Origin of the sequence: Nocardioides pini (genome assembly GCF_026712185.1) — a bacterium.
Taxonomy (GTDB): Bacteria; Actinomycetota; Actinomycetes; order Propionibacteriales; family Nocardioidaceae; genus Nocardioides; species Nocardioides pini.
Window position 1 is genome coordinate 1 of sequence record NZ_JAPPUX010000008.1, and the last position, 18,583, is coordinate 18,583.

Consider the following 18,583-nt stretch of genomic DNA (forward strand, 5'->3'; position numbering starts at 1 on the left):
GATCTCGGTGTCGTGGCAGCAGATCTGTCTGGGCAAGGCCGCCGCCGGGACCAGCGTCGATGTCCACGTCACCGACCGGGTGATCCAGGTCTGGGACGGCAACCAGCTGCTCAAGACCGTGGCGCGAGAGTCCCGCGGGGAGGTGAGGAAGAAGAAGGCCTCGATCCCGAGGCCGGCACAGGTCTAGATTCCGTTTCAGGGTGTCAAGCAGGTGCCGAACACCTCAGGTCAAGCAGGAACCGGAACTCTTCAGGCCTACCTCAGCCGGGTCCCCGGGCCGGGCGCGCACCGATCTGACAGGTTTGGCGCGGACCGGGAGAATGGCTCCGCACGCCCGCCCCTGCACGACCGGAGTCACATGTCCGCGCCCTCTCCTGCAGCCCTCGACGCATCGACCAGGAGCGACGGCACGGGGCGCCGCCCCTACACGTTCCTGGTGGCCAACGCCGCCCTCATCGGGGCCGTCACGTTCGTCGCGAGCTGGCTGCTCGACCGGCCGGTCGCCGACCCCGAGGGCAGCTTCCTCGGCCCGTCGTGGGTGCGGCTGCCGGTGCTCTGCGCGACGGCGATCGTGCTCGACCTGCTCCCCCGCGCGCTGTGGCAGGGACGGCTCGACCCGGTCCGCACGGTCGCCGCGGTCCGCCACCGCGTCCGTACCCACTGGACCCGAGCACGCCTGCAGCTCGTGGTCGTCGGGATCTCCGGCTTCTACGTGGTCTACGTCGCCTACCGCAACCTCAAGTCGCTGCTGCCGCTGGTGCGCGAGACGAAGTACGACAGCGAGCTCCGCGTGCTGGACCGCCTGCTGCTGCTCGGGCACGACCCCGCGACCCTCACCCAGGACCTCTTCGGCACCGGGTGGTCGGCGCACGTGCTGTCGGCGGTCTACCTCGCCTACATCCCGCTCGTGGCGATCCTCGTGACGGCGTGGGTGGTCTGGTCGCGCAACATCGGCCACGGCTGGTGGTTCGTCACCGCGCAGGGGATCGCGTGGACGCTCGGCACGGTGTCCTACTACCTGCTCCCGACGCTCGGCCCGGGGATCATGTACCCCTGGCTGACCAGCGACCTCGACCCCAACGCCACCTCCGACCTGATGGACTCGCTGGTCTACTCACGCCACGGCTTCCTCTGGGGCGAGGGCGACTACCAGGGCGTCGCCGGCTTCGCCAGCCTGCACACCGCCATCGCCCTGCTGTGGGCCCTCATGGCCCAGGCCACGGTCCGCAGCCAGCTGATCCGCACCGTCTTCTGGGTCAACTTCGCCCTGACCGTCGTCGCCACGCTCTACTTCGGGTGGCACTACATCGCCGACGACCTCGCGGGCGCGGCGATCGCGATCATCGCCTTCAGGGTCGCCGCCCGGGTCACGGGGCACCGGCTCCCCCGCAGCCGCACGCCGGCGGTCGCCTGAGGCGGACGGCGGACGGCGTCAGGCGCCGCCGACGCGCTCGGCCGGAACGCCGCGCGCACCGGAGTCGGTGAGCTCGGCCTCGTGGGCCGCGGCCGCCTCCAGCTCCTGGCGGCGGGTCTCCTCCATCATCGCGCGGGTGGCGTCGTAGATCCCCGGGTCGGACACCAGGTCGGCGGCACCGCCGCGGAGCCGCGCGAGAGCCGCACGGGCGAAGATCTGCTGCTCCGTGGTGGTGCGCTCGGAGCGGTTGTTGCTGACGAAGGTGATCGCCCAGCGCATCAGCGCGGAGACCTGGTTCTTGAAGCCGGTGAGGTAGACGAGGTGGACGCCGAGCCACATCAGCCAGGCGACGACGCCGGTGAGCCGGAGCTTGCCGACCATCGCGACCGCGCGGAAGCGGCTGATGATCGCCATCGAGCCCTTGTCGAAGTACTTGAAGGGCGGCTGCGGCGCCTTGCCCTCGACCCGGTTGCGGATCTCCTTCGCGGCGTACTTGGCGCCCTGGATTGCGACCTGCGCGACACCCGGGAGGTTGTCGAGGGCGATCATGTCGCCGACGACGAACACCTCGGGGTGCCCCGGGAGGGTGAGGTCGGGGTTGACGCCGATGCGGCCGGCGCGGTCGAGCGGGGCGCCGGTCTGCTCGGCGAGCGTCTTGCCGAGCGGGTTGGCCTGCACGCCGGCCGCCCAGATCTTGGCGACGGAGTCGATCCGCTCGACGCGGCCGTCCTTGAACTTCACGTCGAGGCCGCGCTCGTCGACGTCGGTCACCATCGCACCGAGCATCACCTCGACGCCGAGCTTCTCGAGCTCCTTCTTGGCCTTCTCGCCCAGCTTGCTGCCGAAGGGCGGCAGCACCTGGCCGGCGGCGTCGACGAGGACGACGCGGGCGTGGCGGGTGTTGATCGCGCGGAAGTCCTTGCGCAGCGTGTTGTGGGCGAGCTCGGCGATCTGCCCGGCCATCTCGACGCCGGTGGGGCCGGCGCCGACCACGACGAAGGTCAGCAGGTGGTCGACGTCGTCGCCCCGGGTGGCGCCGAGCTCGGCCATCTCGAAGGCGCCGAAGATGCGGCCGCGCAGCTCGAGGGCGTCGTCGATGCTCTTCATGCCGGGAGCGAACTCGGCGAAGTGGTCGTTGCCGAAGTAGGACTGGCTGGCGCCCGCGGCCACCAGCAGGGAGTCGTACGCCGTCACGGTGTCGCGACCCAGGACGCGCGAGGTGACCGTCTTGGCGGCGAGGTCGATCTCGGTGACCTCGCCGAGGATCACCCGGGCGTTGTCCTGCCCGGCGAGCACCTCGCGCGTGGGCGGGGCGATCTCGCCCTCCGACAGGATGCCGGTCGCGACCTGGTAGAGCAGGGGCTGGAAGAGGTGGTGGGTCGTCTTCGCGATGACCGTGACGTCGACGTCCGCGTGCCGGAGCGCCTTGGTGCCGAAGAGGCCGCCGAAGCCCGACCCGATCACGACCACCTTGTGTCGGGAGGACTGAGTCTCGGGCGAGGTCATGGAAGCTCCTGGGGTCGAAGGTGCGTTCGTGCCGTCCACTGCCACGTCGATTCTCCTCCTCGGGCGGGCGCGGGGCGAAACGCCGGGCGCGTCGGCTTGCTCACACCACTACCCAGACTCGCGAAGAACTATGGTGACGGTCGAGGTTTGAACCACCTGCTCCTGGGCAATCATGGCTCCACTGGACTGTCCACCCCCGGCCTCCCTGTTGAAAAGAGTCCCAGTGCCGCTGAGCTCCGAGTTGACGCTGGCGTCCTCGCCGCGCGCCGCGGCCGACGCGCGTCGCTGGGTGGGCGACGTGTGCGAGCGGCTCGAGCGGCCCGACCTCGTGGAGTGCGCCGAGCTGGGCGTCTCCGAGCTGGTGGCCAACGCCATCCTGCACGCGGCGGCCCCCTACAAGGTCCGCGTCCGTGGCACCGCCTCCCACCCGCGCATCGAGGTGGTCGACGGCTCGCCCCGGCCCCCCGTTCCGCCCGTCCCCGCCGAGGGTGACGACCTCGACCTCCTGCTCACCTTCGGCCGCGGGTTGTCGATGGTCGCCCAGTGCGCCGTCGCCTGGGGCGCGACGATCGAGTCCGACGGCAAGATCGTCTGGTTCGAGCCCGCGCCCGAGATGACCGACGCCGGGTCGGTCGAGTGGGTCATCGACCATCATGACCACCACGCGCCCGAGCCGACCAGCGAGGGCGCGGTCGACGTACGCCTGCTCGGGGTCGACGTCCCGCTCTACTCCTCGCTCAAGCGGCAGTACCACGAGCTGCGCCGCGAGCTGCGGCTGCTGTCGCTCTCCCATCAGTCCGACTACCCGCTGGCCGGCGACCTCACGTCGATGTTCGCGAACTTCGAGCGCCAGTTCCCCGACTCCTTCCGCCAGCAGGTCATCGAGGCGGAGGCCCGCGGGCTGCCCCGGGCGGACCTCGCGTTCCCCATGGTCCGCGAGGCCGGCCCGATCTTCGTGACCATGACCGAGATGTTCGACGTCGCCGACGCGTTCTGCCGGGCCGAGCGCCTGCTGTCGATGGCGCGCACGCCGCGGCAGCGGGCCCTGCACAACTGGCTGCTCACCGAGCTCATCCACCAGCTCGACGGGGCGCCCGCCCAGCCGTGGGACGGCAGCCAGAGCCCCTCGTCGTCGTCCACGAGCCGGGTCGGGTGACCCACCCGCCGATCCGGGCCGTCGACATCCTGCTCGTCGCTGCGGGCGGAGCCGTCGGCGCCGTGCTGCGCCACCTCGTCGACGTCGCAGCACCCGACACGCTGTTCCCGTGGCCCACGCTGGCCGTCAACGTCGTCGGAGCCTTCGTGCTCGGCGTGCTGCCCGTCCTCGCCGTCGTACGCCGGTCGCGCCGGGTCGCGGCGGCCCTCGGTCCGGGCGTCCTGGGCGGCTTCACCACGGTGTCGGCCTGGGCCGGGCAGACCCGCGACCTCGCGGCCGGTGGCCACGTCGTCGTCGCCGGCGCCTACCTCGCGCTCACCCTCGCCGCCGGGCTGTCCGCCGCCGCGCTCGGCCAGCACCTGTCCCGCCGCCCCGAGCCGGAAGAAGCGCTCGGATGACCACCCTCCTCGTCGCGATCGGCGCCGCGGTGGGCGCGCCGCTGCGCTACGTCATCGCCCGGCGCGACGGCTACGTCCCGCGCGGGATGCTCGCGGTCAACACCGTCGGCTCCGCGCTGTTCGGACTCTTCGCCGCCCTGTCGCTCGACGAGGCCGCGTGGGCGCTGCTCGGGACGGGCTTCTGCGGGGGCTTCACGTCGTTCTCGACGTTCGCCGTGCAGGCGGTCGAGCGTCCGGCGCGGGCGACCGCGGGCTACGTCGTCGCCACGACCGTGCTCGCGGTCGCGGCCTGCGCCCTCGGCTGGGCGGTCGGCGCCGTCCTGTCCTGACCCGCTAGCCCCAGCCGAGCTCGTGGAGGCGGCGGTCGTCGAGCCCGAAGTGGTGCGCGACCTCGTGGACGACGGTGATGCGCACCTCCTCCTCGAGGTCCTCGACCGTGTCGGCCATGTCGAGCAGCGGGCCGCGGAACAGCAGGATCCGGTCGGGCAGCATGCCGGCGTGGTTGGCCGGTCGCTCGGTGAGCGCCAGCCCGTCGTAGAGCCCCAGCAGGTCGGGGTCGTCCGCGGGCGCCTCCGGCTCGACGAGCACCACGACGTTGTCCACGAGGCGGGCCAGGTCGTCCGGGAGGCCGTCGAGGGCCCGCTCCACCATGGCGTCGAACGCGGCGGGCTCGAGGTCGATCGGCATGGCGCCAGCCTAGGAGCGCCGTCGAAACGGCCGGCGGCTCGTCGTGCCCGGAAATGACCGGAAGGGTGAGCCTGGTGGCTCACCCTTCCGGTCATGCGTTGGCGACCCCGACGGGACTCGAACCCGCGGCCTCCGCCGTGACAGGGCGGCGCGCTAACCAACTGCGCTACGGGGCCAGGATGGTGCTGCTCCTCCGGTCGTGCTGGCGAAGCGGTGGAACTCTAACCCATGCTCTTCGGTGACACCCAATCGGCGTCGACACCCGGCCGGATCGCACCCCCAACCGGATTCGAACCGGCGCTACCGCCGTGAAAGGGCGGGGTCCTGGGCCGCTAGACGATGGGGGCCAGCTCGCCCGGGACGGACCCGATCGAGCAGCGCCCAGCATAGGGGCAGCGGCCATCGGCGTCCCAACCTCCGGTCCATCCCGGGGCCGGCGCGACGCCGTTCACTGACCGACCAGCGAACAAGTTTCCGCAGACGCCCCACGACTTGCCAGACGTTTGACTAATCTTGACTCGTGAGCAACGAGCGGCAGCTGCGTTTCCTCGTGGTCGATGACAACGAGGACATTCGCGACGTCTTCTGCCGCCTGGTCGAGCGGGCCGGTCACGTCGCGTCGACGGCGTACGACGGCCAGGACGCGGTGGAGACCCTGGAGCGCGAGCGCTTCGACGTCATGCTGCTCGACCTGACCATGCCTCGGATGACGGGCGTGGAGGTCGTGCGCTGGCTGCGCGACCGCCCCGAGGTGGCGCCAGCGCTGCGCATCGTCGTCATCTCCGCCTGGGCCGGCGAGAACCGCGCGGTCCTCCAAGAACTCGGCATCACCACAGTCATGCAGAAGCCATTGCGCATCCAGCAGCTGACCGACCTGATCGCCGAGACACTGCGCGACCTGGAGTCCTGACCCCGACCCCTGGAAGCACCACGGGAGACGGATTCCGCGTAGTGACCCTGTACGCCACCCGGCGTGCACACCCCACCCCACCCTGGAGAAACATCATGATGAACCGCATCCGCACCGCCATCGAGCGCAAGCGCACCGTCAACCACATGCCCTACACCTGGCGTCCGGCGCCCCCGCGTCGCTGACGACGGGACCCATCACAGTCCTGTGATGCACATGGACGGTGTCGAGTCGGCCGGTGGCCAGCTCGGCGCGGTCCTCTCGGCACCACGGTCCGCCGCGGCCGCGCTCGGCCCCGGCGGACCGTGGCTCGCCACCAGCCTCGACCAGGCCAAGCAGGTGCTCACCGACCCGGAGGCCTTCGACTTCCCCGGCAACGTGAACCGCACCGGCGACCTGTCCGGCAGCCGCGGGGACACCCGCTCCGGCCACACCCTCTTCGCACCGGTCGGGCCCGAGCACGTGGCTCGCGGGGTCGAGACCTTCCGACGCGAGTGGCTCGCGGCCCTCGCCGAGCACGACCGTTCGCACCCCGGGGAGCCCTACGACGCCATGCGCCTGCTGCGGCGCCCGGTCGCCCGGTCCACCACGACCGCCGTCCTCCCCTCGGCGGACGACGCGACGCGTGACCGTGTGGGCGACCACGTCCTGGCGTGGATCGACGCCCTCGCCCCGGTCATCGCCGCTCACCGCCCTCCGTGGCGGTGGGGTCGCGTCCGACGCGCGGAGGCCGACACGCGCGTCGCGCTCGAGGACGCCTTGGCGGACGCGCTCGCCGCGGAGCCGGACGTCGACCTCTCCCCGCAGCAGGCAGCCACGATGCTCGCCGCCGGCATCCAGGTGCCCATCGCCGCCGGGGCCTTCCTGATCGCGTGGCTCGCGCAGCAGACGCAGGCCGTCGAGCCCACCAGCGCCGCCTGGGAGACGTTGCGCCTGACCCCGCCCACCTGGCTGACCGCGCGCGTCACGACGAGAGAGGTGGACCTCGGAGGAGTGACCGTCCCGCAGGGGAGGGTCGTCTTCGTGAGCCCGCTCCTCCTGGGTCGTCTGTCCGACCTCGTCCCCGGAGACCCCGACGGTCTGGACCGCTTCGACGCCGGCCGGTGGCAGGACGGGGCTCGCCGGCCAGGCGCCTGGCTGCCATTCGGGGCCGGACCTCATGCATGCCCGGGGCGCAACCTCGGAATGGGGATCCTGGTCGCCCTGGCGGGATGGGGTGCGCGACACGAATTGGTCTTGAGCGAGGATGTACGGATCGACCAGAGTCGGGGCATCTCACCCGAACCGTGCCGGTTTACTGCTACTCCGCGATCGGAGCTTATTTCGTGATCGAGCACCCCGCCCTTCAGGACACGTCGGCCCCTGGGCCGGCCTCGTCCGAGGCGGCCGATCTCGCGATCCTGATCATGTCGGGCGTCACGAGCGCGGACGAGGCAATCGACCTCGGCGCGCGCCACCTTCTGAAGTACGACCGTGTTGAGGTCATCGTGTCCGCGCTCACGCGGTTGCGACCCGATGACCCCAGGGGTTGGAAGGGTCTTGGCGGCCGCGCTTGGATCCGTGAATGGACAGCCCCAGAGTCAAGGTTGTCGGTCCTCCCGCCGCCCGATGCGGGTCCCGAAGCGGCCCTCACGATGCCTTGGTTGTCCGGGCTCGCCCGCTCGGGCGACGTGGTTGTGATGACTGACCGGCGATTGCTGCCCCCCGAAGGAGCTCAGGACCGTGACGAGCTCGGACGTGCAGGAGTACGGGGGGTAATCGCGTCGTCGCTCCTGTCGAACGGCGAGATGTTCGGGAGCTTGGCTGCCGCGAGCGGCAGCTCGGGTGCATGGCCCGATCGACTGGTGGCGGACTTCAAGCTCTTGCATGCCGCGATCGTTTCTCGCCTCACCCTCGAGCAGTCGCGCCGCTCGCTGGCCGAGGCGATCGAGGCGGGAGCGGAGGCGCAGCTGGCCTCCCAGCAGCTCTTCGGCGCGGTGGGGCACGAGCTGCGTACGCCGCTCTCCGCGATCCTCGGCTACACCGAGGGCCTCCTCGACGACGCCGAGCACGGGACGGCCGACGACGTCGCGACGGGGATGAAGCGCGACGGCCCGGTGATCGTCCGCTCCTGCGAGCGGCTGCTCTCCATCGTCGACAACCTCCTCGGTGCGGGACGCGCCATGTCGGCCGACGACCAGCGTCAGGAGATCTCCGTGGCCGACGCGGTCGCCGACGTCATGCACTGGCACCGGACCCCCGCGCGCACCGCGGGCGTCGACATGCAGGCGGTGGTCGACCCGTCCCTCGCCGCGTGGGGCCACCCGTCCGCGGTCCGTCAGGTCCTCGCCAACCTCCTGGGCAACGCGATCGCCCACCACCACCCCACCGGCGGCACCGTGCACCTCACCGCCGAGGCGCTGGTGGGTGAGAGCGCGAAGCCGATGGTGCGCGTCGTCGTGCGGGACGACGGCCCCGGCCTCACACCCGACCAGCTCGAGCACGCCTTCGAGCCGTTCGTCCGCTTCGCCGCGCCGACCACCCAGGGCAGCGGGCTCGGGCTGTCGCTGTCGCGCACCATCGCCGAGCGCGAGGGCGGCGCCGTACGCGGTGAGTCGACGCCGGGCGCCGGGTCCTCGTTCTGGCTGGAGGTCCCTGCCTACGTCCCACGGAGCAGCTGAGCCGATTGCCATCCGCCCGTGGGGCTCATGTATTCTCGTCCCCGCTTGGGCAGGTAGCTCAGTTGGTACGAGCGATCGCCTGAAAAGTGATAGGTCGGCGGTTCGACCCCGCCCCTGCCCACAAGCACAGAAGGGCCCCGGTCACGTCCCGACCGGGGCCCTTCTGCGTGACCCGCCGCTGCGGTCTGGTCCGGGCGGGACGGATCGGCGCGCGACACCTACCGTGGAGGGGTGCCGCAGGTCGAGGAAGGCACGTTCAGCAACGGAGTGCCCTACCTGAGGACCGGCCGCGGGCCGGTCCTCCTGGTCGCGGCCGGGCTCACGCCCGAGCACGCCTCCCCGAAGGGGCTCGCCCGACGGGCCTCCCTCACCTGGGCGGAGCCGTTCGCGCACCACTTCACCGTCTACCTCGTCAACCGCCGCCCCGGCCTCCCCGCCGGGACGTCGATGGCCGACCTGGCCGCGGACTACGCGGCGGTCATCGAGGACGACCTCGGTGAGCCGGTGCTCCTGCACGGGACGTCGACCGGCGGGTCGGTCGCGCTCCAGCTCGCAGTGGACCGCCCCACACTCGTACGACGCCTCGTGCTCGCCGCCGCCGCGTGCCGGCTCTCAGCGCAGGGTCGGTCGGTGATGGCGGAGGTGGCCCGGCTGACCGAGGCGGGTGACGTCCGCGCCGCGACCGCTGCGATCATCGCCGCCGGCACGCCTCCCCGGCTGCGGGTCCTGGCCCGCCCGGCCGGATGGGTGATGGGCCAGCTCGCGGCCAAGGACCAGCGCGACATGCTCGTGGTCATCGCGGCCGAGGACTTCTTCGACGTCGAGGCGCGCCTCGACCGGGTGACGGCTCCGACGCTGGTGCTGGGCGGGTCGGCCGACGGGTTCTACACCCGCGACCTCTTCGAACGGACCGCCGCCGGCGTCCCGCAGGGCCGGTCCGTCGTGTGGGACGGCGGGTCGCACGTCGGCGTGGCGGGCGGCAAGGTGCCGGCCGCGGTGGCACTGGGCTACCTGCTGGCCGACTGAGGCCGGAGCGGGGTCCGGCAGGATGTCGGGGTGCTCCCCCGCCTCGAGATCGTCCGCCGGCTGCGCCCGGTCGACCTGGTCGCACCCGGTGCCGTTCACGTCGACACGGACGCGGCAGGCGAGGTCGCGATGCCGGCCGTGGCGCCCTACGTCGCGGCGATCACCACCGGTCTCGACGGACCGGTGGCGCTGCACCTCGGCGGGCGACGCTTCGCGGCCTGCCTGGCCGACGGCTCGGTGTCCCTCGACGTCCCCGGTGCCGGGACGCTGCGGAGCCGGCGGTTCCACCGCGCCGAGGACCCGACCGCGCTCGGGGTGACGCTGACCGGCACCCACGTCACCGCCTGGAGTCGGGAGGCCTCGGGGTGGGTCGCCCGGGCGCGGCACGACCTCCGCGAGACGTTCGACACCCGCGACGAGGAGACTCTCGCAGGGCTGCGCGTCGAGCTCCCCGAGGGCGGCGGCACCGCCGGTCGCTTCGGCCAGCTGGGCCTGCGCGACACCCGCTTCGTCACCGGCGAGGACGGCCGCCCGATCCGCGACGACGGGGCGTTCTGGCTCACGGCGACGTCGGCAGGCCCGGGGTTCTTCGACACCGCCCACACCAGCGTGTGGCGCCTCGACCCCGACGCCCTCGCCCTCACGCACACCGCCGACCTGTTCTTCCGCCGGCCCGACCGGCCGGGGGTCTTCGGTGACCACGCCACCCACCTCGTCCGGACCGACGGCGGCTGGCTGGTGGCGACCAGCACGTGGGGCGACTTCGAGGCCCCGACGACCCGCGCCGGACGGCGTACGCCGGTGGGCTTGCGGGTCACGCTCGCCGAGTCGGGCAGCGACCTCCTGCGAGGCGCGCACGTCCTCGACACCCGTGAGCTCCCGCTGCCCGTGGACGGGCTCGCGTCGATCGCGACGTGGGACCCCCACCTCGTGCGGCGCGACGGTGGGTGGCTGGTCGGCTTCGTCAGCGCCCGCCGCTTCTTCGACTTCCACCCCGCGCTCGCGGCCGGGCCGGCCCTGGACGAGCTGCGCCTGCTCGGCGCGGCGACGGACCGCACGGCGACCGAGGGCACGACGCTGGTCGAGGTCGACGGCCGGGTGACGGTCCTGGCGAGCGACGGGCGCGACTCCCGACGAGGTCAGCGCGCCCGCTTCCCGGCGTACGACCTCACGATGGCCGAGACGGGGACGCTGGACGCGCCCTACCCGACCAACCTGCCGTGGCCGACGCTCGCGCAGGTCGACGACGGGTGGCTGATGGTCACCTTCAACGGGCGGCCCGAGGGCGGCAAGCTCCTCGGCTACGGCACCCACGGGGACCTCGTCGTGATGCGGTCGCGGTGATGCGGCCAGCGCGATCTCGCACGACTATTCTGGAGGTGACGGCGGTCACCACCCCTCGACCGCGCTGACCAGGTCCGCACACCCCGCGGCCGCACCCACCAGAAAAGGACCATGAGCATGTCTGGAGTACCCAGTTCCGGCGTCGACGTCTTCGAGCTCGGTAGCGAGCACGAGCAGGTCGTCTTCTGCAACGACCGCGCGACCGGCCTTAAGGCCATCATCGCCATCCACTCCACTGCCCTGGGCCCGGCCCTGGGCGGGACGCGGTTCTACCCCTACGCCAGCACCGACGACGCGATCGTCGACGTCCTCAACCTCTCGCGCGGCATGTCCTACAAGAACGCGCTCGCCGGCCTCGACCTCGGTGGTGGCAAGGCCGTCATCATCGGCGACCCCGCGGAGCTGAAGACCGAGGCCCTGCTGCGCGCCTACGGCCGCTTCGTGCAGTCGCTCGACGGTCGCTACTTCACCGCGTGCGACGTGGGCACCTTCAGCGAGGACATGGACCACATCGCCCGCGAGTGCGACTTCGTCACCGGCCGCACCGTCGCCCACGGCGGCGCGGGCGACAGCTCCGTGCTCACGGCCTTCGGCACGTTCCAGGGCATGCGGGCCGCCGCCGAGCAGGTGTGGGGCGAGCCCACCCTCGCCGGCCGCACCGTCGGCGTCGCGGGCGTCGGCAAGGTCGGTCGCCACCTGGTCCGCCACCTCATCGAGGACGGCGCCAGCGTCGTCGTCACCGACGTGCACGCGCCGTCGGTCGAGGCCATCCGCGAGCAGTTCCCGCAGGTCACCGCGGTCGCCACGACCGAGGAGCTCGTCGCGAGCGAGATCGACGTCTACGCGCCCTGCGCCATGGGCGGCGCGATCAGCGACGAGGTGCTCGACGTGCTGCGCGCCTCGATCATCTGCGGCGCGGCCAACAACCAGCTCGCGCACCCGGGCATCGAGAAGCAGGTCGAGGAGCGCGGCGTCCTCTACGCCCCCGACTACTGCGTGAACTCCGGCGGCGTCATCCAGGTCGCCGACGAGCTCGAGGGCTTCTCCTTCGAGCGCGCGCACCAGCGTGCGACCGGCATCTTCGAGACCACCCGCAAGGTGTTCGAGCTCGCCAAGAGCGACAGGGTCACCACGGCCGAGGCCGCGGACCGGCTCGCCGAGCGTCGCATGCGCGAGGTCGGTCGCCTGCGCGGCATCCACCTCGGCTGACCAGGCGCCACCTCACGCATCAGCACGCCGACCGGGCGCTTCCCCGCGGACCCACCGCGAGGAAGCGCCCGGTCGCTGCGTTCAAGCGAGACGACGCGCCCGGTCACGTCGCTCATGGGGCACGAGGTGCCCGGTCACCTGCACGGAGGCGCACTCGTACGCCCCACCACCCGGTCGCCCGGGAGCCGTGATCAGGTGCGATCAGTCAGTCTGCGCGACGACGCGGGTCGGCATAGTCCGCCCACTCGTCGTCATCGGTATCGACCTCACTCGTGGAGTGAGTGTCTTCTCCGTGCAGCTCCTTCGCCAGCGCGCCGAAGTCCGTCTCGTGAGTCCGGTACTTCAGGTCGCGGGCAACCTTCGTCTGCTTCGCCTTCGCTCGGCCGCGCCCCATAGGGTCGACCCCCTCGCACACTTGGCCGGGGCTGTCGGAGAGCTGCCCGACGCGCCCGGTCTGATCGGTTACATATCGTGGGGACAACGCTACCTGAGCGGTGGGTGTTCCCGCACACCAAGACCACGGTTTTCGTGCTCGAAGTGCCGAATCTCATCCCCAGCCGGGGTGCTGGCCCTCCAGCAGGACCCGCCCGCCGTCGACGGCGTCGGCGCGCACCTCGCCGGCGACCCAGGCGCGGACGCCGTGGCCGGCCAGCACGGAGATGGCCGTGTCGACCGACTCCGGGGCGGTCAGCGAGACCATGCCGACGCCGCAGTTGAGGGTCGCCTCGAGGTCGGCCTGGGGCACCTCGCCCACCCGGCGTACGACGTCGAAGACCGGATGCGGGGTCCACGTCGAGCGGTCGATGCGCACCGACAGCTCCTCGGGGAGCACCCGCTCGAGGTTGGCGGCGAGCCCGCCGCCGGTCACGTGCGACATGGCGTGCGTCTCGGTGCGCTCGGCGAGATCGAGGCAGGCCTTGGCGTAGATGCGGGTGGGCTCGAGCAGCTCCTCGCCGAGCGTGCGGCCGAAGTCGTCGACCTGCCGCTCGACGGTCCAGCCGGCCTTCTCCAGCAGCACGTGGCGAACGAGGGAGTAGCCGTTGGAGTGCAGGCCGCTGGCCTCCATCGCGATCACCACGTCGCCGGGGCGGACGCGACCGGGGCCGAGGAGCTTGCTGGCCTCCACGACACCGGTGGTGGCGCCGGCGACGTCGTAGTCGTCCGGGTCGAGCAGGCCGGGGTGCTCGGCGGTCTCGCCGCCGATGAGCGCGCAGCCGGCGACGACGCAGGCCTCGGCGATGCCCTTGACGATCGCCGCGATGCGCTCGGGCACGACCCGGCCGCAGGCGATGTAGTCGGTCATGAACAGCGGCTCGGCGCCGCAGACGACGAGGTCGTCGACGACCATGCCCACGAGGTCGAAGCCGATGGTGTCGTGGACGTCCATCAGCTGCGCGATGGCGACCTTGGTCCCGACACCGTCGGTCGAGGTCGCGAGCAGGGGCCGCTCGTAGCGGGTCAGCGCCGAGGCGTCGAAGAGGCCCGCGAAGCCACCGAGGCCGCCGATCATCTCCGGACGCCGGGCCTTCTCCACCCAGCCCTTCATCAGGTCGATCGCCCGGTCGGCCGCCTCGATCGAGACGCCGGCGGCGGCGTAGGCCCCAGAGGCGGTGTCAGTGGGCTGGTCGGTCACACGGAGCTCCTCGGGTGGCGGCGTGCGGATCGGGTGCGGGTCAGGGGTTGTTGAGGACCGGCAGGGCCCGACCCATCGTGGGCGAGTTGAGCGTCGCCTCGAGCAGGTGCTTGCCGAGCAGGCTCTCATCGGGCAGCTCGATCGGGTACTCCCCAGTGAAGCAGGCCTGGCACAGGCGCTCGGCCGGCTGGCCGGTCGCCTCGATCATCCCCTCGAGCGAGATGTAGCCGAGGCTGTCGGCGCCGACGCTGGCGGCGATCTCGTCGACGTCGAGGCCGTTGGCGATGAGCTCGGCGCGGGTGGCGAAGTCGATGCCGTAGAAGCACGGCCACGTCACCGGCGGGCTGGAGATCCGGACGTGCACCTCGAGCGCCCCAGCCTCGCGGAGCATCCGGACCTGCGCACGCTGGGTGTTGCCGCGCACGATCGAGTCGTCGACGACGACCACGCGCTTGCCGCGGATCATGTGCTCGAGGGCGTTGAGCTTGAGCCGGATGCCGAGCTGGCGCAGGGTCTGGCTCGGCTGGATGAACGTGCGGCCGACGTAGGCGTTCTTCACGAAGCCCTGGCCGAACGGGATGCCGGACTCGGCGGCGTAGCCGGACGCGGCCGGCGTGCCGGACTCGGGGACCGGCATGACGAGGTCGGCGTCGACGGGGAACTCGCGGGCCAGCCGGCGGCCCATCTCGACCCGCGCCTCGTGGACGTTGCGGCCGCTGATGGTGGCGTCGGGGCGGGCGAGGTAGACGTACTCGAAGACGCAGCCCTTGCGGTCGGGCTCGGCGAACTTGTGCGAGCGGAGGCCGTTCTCGTCGATGACGATCATCTCGCCGGGCTCGACCTCGCGGACCACGCTCGCGCCGATGGTGGCGAGCGCGGCGTCCTCGCTGGCGACGACCCAGCCGCGGTCGAGGCGGCCGAGGACCAGCGGCCGGATGCCCTGCGGGTCGCGGGCGGCGTAGAGGGTGTCCTCGTTCATCCACACGAAGCAGAACGCCCCCCGCAGCTGCGGGAGGACCTCCAGCGCGCGCTGCTCGAGCGTGGTGTCGGGGTGGTGGGCGAGCAGCGCGGTGACCAGGCTGGTGTCGTTGGTCGCGCCCTCGACGCCCTTGATGTCGAGCTCGCCGGCGGGGCCGGGCAGCTCGCCCACCATCCCGCGCAGCTCGTGGGTGTTGATCAGGTTGCCGTTGTGGCCGAGCGCGATGGACCCGTCGCCGGTGGGACGGAAGGTCGGCTGCGCGTTGTGCCAGGTCGACGCCCCGGTGGTGGAGTAGCGCGAGTGGCCGATCGCGAGGTGGCCCTTCAGCGAGTCGAGCGTCGACTCGTCGAAGACCTGCGAGACCAGGCCCATGTCCTTGTAGACCAGGATCTGCCGCCCGTTGCTGACCGCGATGCCCGCCGACTCCTGGCCGCGGTGCTGCAGGGCGTAGAGCCCGAAGTAGGTCAGCTTGGCGACGTCCTCGCCGGGCGCCCAGACGCCGAAGACGCCGCAGGCGTCCTGCGGGCCCTGGTCCTGGGGGTCGAGTGCCGTGGTGAGACGGCCGTCGCCGCCCGTCCGCCTGCTGCTCTGGTAGGGCACGGCCAGCAGTCTACGGGCGCGCGGCCCGATCGCCGTACTCGCGACCGCCCGCCGATACCCGGGGTCAGACGTCCGGGAGGAACGACCGCATCCGGTGGAGGGCCAGCCGGGCGGCCGCCTTCCCCGCGGCCGGGATGGGTACGCCGTCCAGCATCGGCAACGGTCGGGTCCAGCGCGGGTCGGACGGCAGCGCGCCCTCGGGACCGGCGTACGACGGGGTGAGCGCTCGCTGCACCGCCTCCTCGAGGCCGAGCAGCGGACCGCCGGAGCGCGGCGCCCACGTGTGGCCGGGCCGGCAGACCATGTCGTGGCGCAGCGACTCGATGAGGGCGGTAACGGTGTTGAACGGCGCGGTGGTGGCCAGCGCCGCCCCGAGGCCGACGAGCCCGGTCGGCGCGACGGGCGCCGGCACGCGGACGCGCGAGAGCCCTGCTTCGCCGCCGATGACGTGCAGCAGGTCGGGGTAGGCGACGACGTCGGGGCAACCGAGGTCGACCGCGCCGGTCGGGCCGTCATCGGCCAGGCCGTCGGTGATGGCGCGGAGCACGTCCGACGCGGCCACCGGCTGGACCGAGCTGTCCATCCAGGTGGGCACCGGTTGCACCAGGAAGAGCGTCGCGATCTGGCGGATGATCTCGAACGACGTGGACCCGGCCCCGACGACGACGCCGGCACGCAGCGCGACCGCCCCGTCGGTGGCGTCGAGGAGGATGCGCTCGACCTCGAGCCGCGAGGCGATGTGGTCCGACAGGTCCTCCTCCGGCACCTGCGGCACCAGTCCGGAGAGGTAGACGAGGCGTCGTACGTCGCTGCGGGACACGGCGGCCGCGACGGTCTCGGCCGCCACCCGGTCGCGGTCCTTGAAGTCACTGCGGTCGAGCGAGTGCACGAGGTAGACGACCGCGTCGACACCGTCGACCGCCTCCGCGACGGCCGCCGGATCGGTGACGTCGCAGCGGATCGCGCGGACGCGCTCGTCCCAGCCGAAGTGCTCGGGGCGCGGGGGCGACGACGACGCGGCCACGACGTCGTACGCCTGCTCGAGCAGGTGGGGGACGAGGCGCGAACCGATGTAGCCGGTGGCGCCCAGGACGAGGACCCGCATGCCTAGGCCTCGCCCAGGTGCTTGAGGAGGTTGCGGGAGAACACGGTGCCCATGTGCTTCACGACGCCGGCCATCACCCGCTCGACCGCGGGCCGGGCCAGGCCCGGGAGCGGGAGGGTGCAGGCGATCTGGAGGTCGATGCTCACGTCGGTGCCGCCGCCCTCGTGGTCGGCGAGCTCGTAGGTGCCGTCGACGGCGGTCATCTCGTCCGGCCGGTCGGGGTCGTGGGTGAAGACGATCCGGTCCTGGGGGTGCAGCTCCATCACCTCCGTGAACCTCGGCGCCACGGCGACGCCCAGCACCGGGATGGTGCCCATCTTCCAGGTCCACCGGTCGCCCTCGACGTCGATGCTCGTGACGTAGGGCGTGATCTGCGCGATCAGGTCGGCGTCGACGAGGGCGGCCCACACCTCGCTGCGCGGTGAGCGCAGCACGGCCGTGGAGCGGTCGCGGGCACGGAAGGTCGCCATGGCGCGAGGCTACCGACGGGTCGGTTGGGCCGGCCTCACCCTTGCGGCCCTGGGGGCGGTGGCCAAGCCACCTTCGAGTCGAGCCGAATGTGGCTGGCGCACCGCTCGCCGGCGGTCAGCCGCGGGGCAGCTCGCCGAGGTTGCGGAGGAGCAGGGCCTCGGCCTTGACGACCTTCTCGAACTCGGCGAGGTGGAGGCCCTCGTTGGCGCCGTGGGCGCGGGTGTCGGGGTCCTCGACGCCGGTGACGAGCACGCTGGCCTGCGGGAACGCCTCGAGGAACTCGGCGATGAAGGGGATCGAGCCGCCGACGCCCATGTCGACGGGCTCGGTGCCGTCCCAGGCCTCGGCGAACGCGGCACGCGCGGCGTCGTACGCCGGCCCGCTGGCGTCGATCTGCGTCGCCTCGCCGGTGTCGACGACCGTCGTCGTGAGGGTCGCGCCCCACGGCGTGTGCTTCTCGAGGTGCGCCTGGAGGCACTGGACGGCGTTGGCGGTGGTGTCGCCGGGGGCGATGCGCATGCTGATGCGGCAGCGCGCGGCCGGCACGAGGGTGTTGGAGGCGCCCTCGACCTTGGGCGCGTCGAGGCCGGTGATGCTGATCGACGGCTTGGTCCACAGGCGCTCGACGATCGAGCCGGAGCCGATCCACTCGATGCCCTCGGCGGCGCCCGACTCGGCGCGGAGGCGGGCCTCGGGGTACTCGACGTCGGCGGCGGGGCCGGCGTGCAGGCCCTCGATGGCGACGTTGCCGTCGTCGTCGTTGAGGGACGCGATGACGCGGCTCAGGGTCATGATCGAGTCGGGGACGAGGCCGCCCCACATGCCGCTGTGCACGGCGTGGGTGAGCGTGCGGACCTCGACGTCCATCCGCACCAGGCCACGAAGCGACGTGGTGAGGGCGGGCTCGCCGATGTCCCAGTTGCCGGAGTCGGCGATGACGATGACGTCGGCGGCGAGGCGCTCCTTGTGGGCCTCGAGCAGCTCGACGAGGGTGTCGGAGCCGACCTCCTCCTCACCCTCGATGAACATCACCAGGTTCACCGGCAGGTCGTCGCCGAAGATCCGGACCGCGCCGAGGTGGGCGGCGATGCCGGCCTTGTCGTCGGCGGCGCCGCGGCCGTAGAGCCGGTCCCCCCGCTCGGTCGGCTCCCACGGCGGGGAGTCCCAATCGGCGTGGTCGTTCTCGGGCTGGACGTCGTGGTGGGCGTAGAGCAGCACCGTCGGGGCGCCCTCGGGGCCGGCCTTCTTCGCGATCACGGCGGGCGGTGCGCCGTCGTGGGCGCGCACGATCTCGCACTCGAAGCCCTCCGCCGCGAACAGGTCGCGGGTGGCCTCGGCGCTGCGCTCGACCTCGCCGGCGCGGGCCGGGTCGGCGGACACGGACTGGATGCGGACGAGGTCCTCGAGGTCACGGCGGATGCCGGGCATGACCTCGGCGAGGCGTGCGGAGATGTCGACAGTCATGTCGACACCCTAGGTCCCGTC

Annotated in this window: 18 protein-coding genes, 3 tRNA genes and 1 pseudogene; 12 read left to right on the forward strand and 10 right to left on the reverse strand. The window is 72.2% G+C overall.

Annotated elements, in window-relative coordinates:
* Both NYO98_RS21080 and NYO98_RS21085 read left to right on the forward strand, forming a co-directional pair.
* A pseudogene (locus NYO98_RS21080) lies at window positions 1–187 on the forward strand (hypothetical protein); the annotation flags it as partial.
* Between the two features lie 171 nt (window positions 188–358).
* Window positions 359–1,414: a phosphatase PAP2 family protein gene (locus NYO98_RS21085; RefSeq protein ID WP_268113855.1), complete on the forward strand. Its 1,056-nt coding sequence runs from the start codon at window positions 359–361 to the stop codon at window positions 1,412–1,414.
* Between the two features lie 18 nt (window positions 1,415–1,432).
* On the opposite strand, the gene NYO98_RS21090 is transcribed toward NYO98_RS21085, so the two are convergent.
* Window positions 1,433–2,920 (reverse strand): NAD(P)/FAD-dependent oxidoreductase, encoded by a 1,488-nt coding sequence (locus NYO98_RS21090; protein ID WP_268113856.1) that lies wholly within the window; start codon window positions 2,918–2,920, stop codon window positions 1,433–1,435.
* A gap of 223 nt (window positions 2,921–3,143) precedes the next feature.
* On the opposite strand from NYO98_RS21090, the gene NYO98_RS21095 reads away from it, so the two are divergent.
* Genes NYO98_RS21095 through NYO98_RS21105 form a run of 3 tightly spaced genes read left to right on the forward strand, consistent with a single transcriptional unit; the run spans window position 3,144 to window position 4,803 of the window.
* The gene (locus NYO98_RS21095) at window positions 3,144–4,076 is read left to right on the forward strand and encodes an ATP-binding protein (RefSeq protein WP_268113857.1); all 933 of its coding nucleotides are present in this window, start codon (window positions 3,144–3,146) and stop codon (window positions 4,074–4,076) included.
* Window positions 4,073–4,474 (forward strand): fluoride efflux transporter FluC, encoded by a 402-nt coding sequence (locus NYO98_RS21100; RefSeq protein WP_268113858.1) that lies wholly within the window; start codon window positions 4,073–4,075, stop codon window positions 4,472–4,474. Before NYO98_RS21095 ends, NYO98_RS21100 begins: the two co-directional genes overlap by 4 nt.
* Window positions 4,471–4,803: a fluoride efflux transporter FluC gene (locus tag NYO98_RS21105; protein WP_268113859.1), complete on the forward strand. Its 333-nt coding sequence runs from the start codon at window positions 4,471–4,473 to the stop codon at window positions 4,801–4,803. Before NYO98_RS21100 ends, NYO98_RS21105 begins: the two co-directional genes overlap by 4 nt.
* A 4-nt stretch (window positions 4,804–4,807) precedes the next feature.
* On the opposite strand, the gene NYO98_RS21110 is transcribed toward NYO98_RS21105, so the two are convergent.
* From NYO98_RS21110 to NYO98_RS21120, 3 genes are all read right to left on the reverse strand, one after another.
* Window positions 4,808–5,161 carry a metallopeptidase family protein gene (locus tag NYO98_RS21110; RefSeq protein WP_268113860.1) on the reverse strand — a complete coding sequence of 118 codons (354 nt, stop codon included), beginning with the start codon at window positions 5,159–5,161 and terminating at the stop codon, window positions 4,808–4,810.
* A 99-nt stretch (window positions 5,162–5,260) separates the two neighbouring features.
* A tRNA-Asp gene (locus NYO98_RS21115) sits at window positions 5,261–5,337 on the reverse strand.
* A 98-nt stretch (window positions 5,338–5,435) separates the two neighbouring features.
* Window positions 5,436–5,508, reverse strand: a tRNA-Glu gene (locus NYO98_RS21120).
* A 173-nt stretch (window positions 5,509–5,681) separates the two neighbouring features.
* Between NYO98_RS21120 and NYO98_RS21125 the strand changes: the two genes are divergently transcribed.
* The 7 genes from NYO98_RS21125 (at window position 5,682) to NYO98_RS21155 (ending at window position 12,310) form a co-directional block, all read left to right on the forward strand.
* Window positions 5,682–6,071: a response regulator gene (locus tag NYO98_RS21125; RefSeq protein WP_268113861.1), complete on the forward strand. Its 390-nt coding sequence runs from the start codon at window positions 5,682–5,684 to the stop codon at window positions 6,069–6,071.
* 210 nt (window positions 6,072–6,281) lie between these two features.
* On the forward strand, window positions 6,282–7,400 hold the full coding sequence (locus NYO98_RS21130; protein ID WP_268113862.1) for a cytochrome P450: 1,119 nt from the start codon (window positions 6,282–6,284) through the stop codon (window positions 7,398–7,400).
* Window positions 7,401–7,915: 515 nt separating this feature from the next.
* Complete coding sequence (locus NYO98_RS21135; RefSeq protein ID WP_268113863.1) at window positions 7,916–8,731, forward strand: sensor histidine kinase; 816 nt, start codon at window positions 7,916–7,918, stop codon at window positions 8,729–8,731.
* 47 nt (window positions 8,732–8,778) lie between these two features.
* Window positions 8,779–8,852: transfer RNA gene (locus NYO98_RS21140), tRNA-Phe, on the forward strand.
* Between the two features lie 110 nt (window positions 8,853–8,962).
* On the forward strand, window positions 8,963–9,757 hold the full coding sequence (locus tag NYO98_RS21145) for an alpha/beta fold hydrolase (protein WP_268113864.1): 795 nt from the start codon (window positions 8,963–8,965) through the stop codon (window positions 9,755–9,757).
* Window positions 9,758–9,787: 30 nt separating this feature from the next.
* Window positions 9,788–11,101: a hypothetical protein gene (locus NYO98_RS21150; RefSeq protein ID WP_268113865.1), complete on the forward strand. Its 1,314-nt coding sequence runs from the start codon at window positions 9,788–9,790 to the stop codon at window positions 11,099–11,101.
* Window positions 11,102–11,212: 111 nt separating this feature from the next.
* On the forward strand, window positions 11,213–12,310 hold the full coding sequence (locus tag NYO98_RS21155; protein WP_268113866.1) for a Glu/Leu/Phe/Val family dehydrogenase: 1,098 nt from the start codon (window positions 11,213–11,215) through the stop codon (window positions 12,308–12,310).
* A gap of 205 nt (window positions 12,311–12,515) precedes the next feature.
* On the opposite strand, the gene NYO98_RS21160 is transcribed toward NYO98_RS21155, so the two are convergent.
* From NYO98_RS21160 to NYO98_RS21185, 6 genes are all read right to left on the reverse strand, one after another.
* The gene (locus NYO98_RS21160) at window positions 12,516–12,704 is read right to left on the reverse strand and encodes a DUF3073 domain-containing protein (protein WP_268113867.1); all 189 of its coding nucleotides are present in this window, start codon (window positions 12,702–12,704) and stop codon (window positions 12,516–12,518) included.
* Between the two features lie 153 nt (window positions 12,705–12,857).
* Window positions 12,858–13,943: a phosphoribosylformylglycinamidine cyclo-ligase gene (gene purM, locus NYO98_RS21165; protein ID WP_268113869.1), complete on the reverse strand. Its 1,086-nt coding sequence runs from the start codon at window positions 13,941–13,943 to the stop codon at window positions 12,858–12,860.
* A gap of 40 nt (window positions 13,944–13,983) precedes the next feature.
* Window positions 13,984–15,522, reverse strand: a complete 1,539-nt coding sequence (gene purF / locus NYO98_RS21170) for an amidophosphoribosyltransferase (protein ID WP_268113870.1) — start codon at window positions 15,520–15,522, stop codon at window positions 13,984–13,986.
* Between the two features lie 64 nt (window positions 15,523–15,586).
* Window positions 15,587–16,627 (reverse strand): NAD(P)H-binding protein, encoded by a 1,041-nt coding sequence (locus NYO98_RS21175; RefSeq protein ID WP_268113871.1) that lies wholly within the window; start codon window positions 16,625–16,627, stop codon window positions 15,587–15,589.
* 2 nt (window positions 16,628–16,629) lie between these two features.
* Window positions 16,630–17,097, reverse strand: a complete 468-nt coding sequence (locus tag NYO98_RS21180) for an SRPBCC domain-containing protein (RefSeq protein ID WP_268113873.1) — start codon at window positions 17,095–17,097, stop codon at window positions 16,630–16,632.
* A gap of 115 nt (window positions 17,098–17,212) precedes the next feature.
* Window positions 17,213–18,562: a dipeptidase gene (locus NYO98_RS21185; protein WP_268113875.1), complete on the reverse strand. Its 1,350-nt coding sequence runs from the start codon at window positions 18,560–18,562 to the stop codon at window positions 17,213–17,215.
* Between the last annotated feature and the right edge of the window lie 21 nt (window positions 18,563–18,583).

Coding starts and splice junctions, on each gene's coding strand:
- NYO98_RS21085 (WP_268113855.1), top strand. CDS start 359: ATGTCCGCGCCCTCTCCTGCAGCCCTCGACGCATCGACCAGGAGCGAC.
- NYO98_RS21090 (WP_268113856.1), bottom strand. CDS start 2,920: ATGACCTCGCCCGAGACTCAGTCCTCCCGACACAAGGTGGTCGTGATC.
- NYO98_RS21105 (WP_268113859.1), top strand. CDS start 4,471: ATGACCACCCTCCTCGTCGCGATCGGCGCCGCGGTGGGCGCGCCGCTG.
- NYO98_RS21110 (WP_268113860.1), bottom strand. CDS start 5,161: ATGCCGATCGACCTCGAGCCCGCCGCGTTCGACGCCATGGTGGAGCGG.
- NYO98_RS21130 (WP_268113862.1), top strand. CDS start 6,282: ATGCACATGGACGGTGTCGAGTCGGCCGGTGGCCAGCTCGGCGCGGTC.
- NYO98_RS21155 (WP_268113866.1), top strand. CDS start 11,213: ATGAGCATGTCTGGAGTACCCAGTTCCGGCGTCGACGTCTTCGAGCTC.
- NYO98_RS21160 (WP_268113867.1), bottom strand. CDS start 12,704: ATGGGGCGCGGCCGAGCGAAGGCGAAGCAGACGAAGGTTGCCCGCGAC.
- NYO98_RS21175 (WP_268113871.1), bottom strand. CDS start 16,627: ATGCGGGTCCTCGTCCTGGGCGCCACCGGCTACATCGGTTCGCGCCTC.
- NYO98_RS21180 (WP_268113873.1), bottom strand. CDS start 17,097: ATGGCGACCTTCCGTGCCCGCGACCGCTCCACGGCCGTGCTGCGCTCA.
- NYO98_RS21185 (WP_268113875.1), bottom strand. CDS start 18,562: ATGACTGTCGACATCTCCGCACGCCTCGCCGAGGTCATGCCCGGCATC.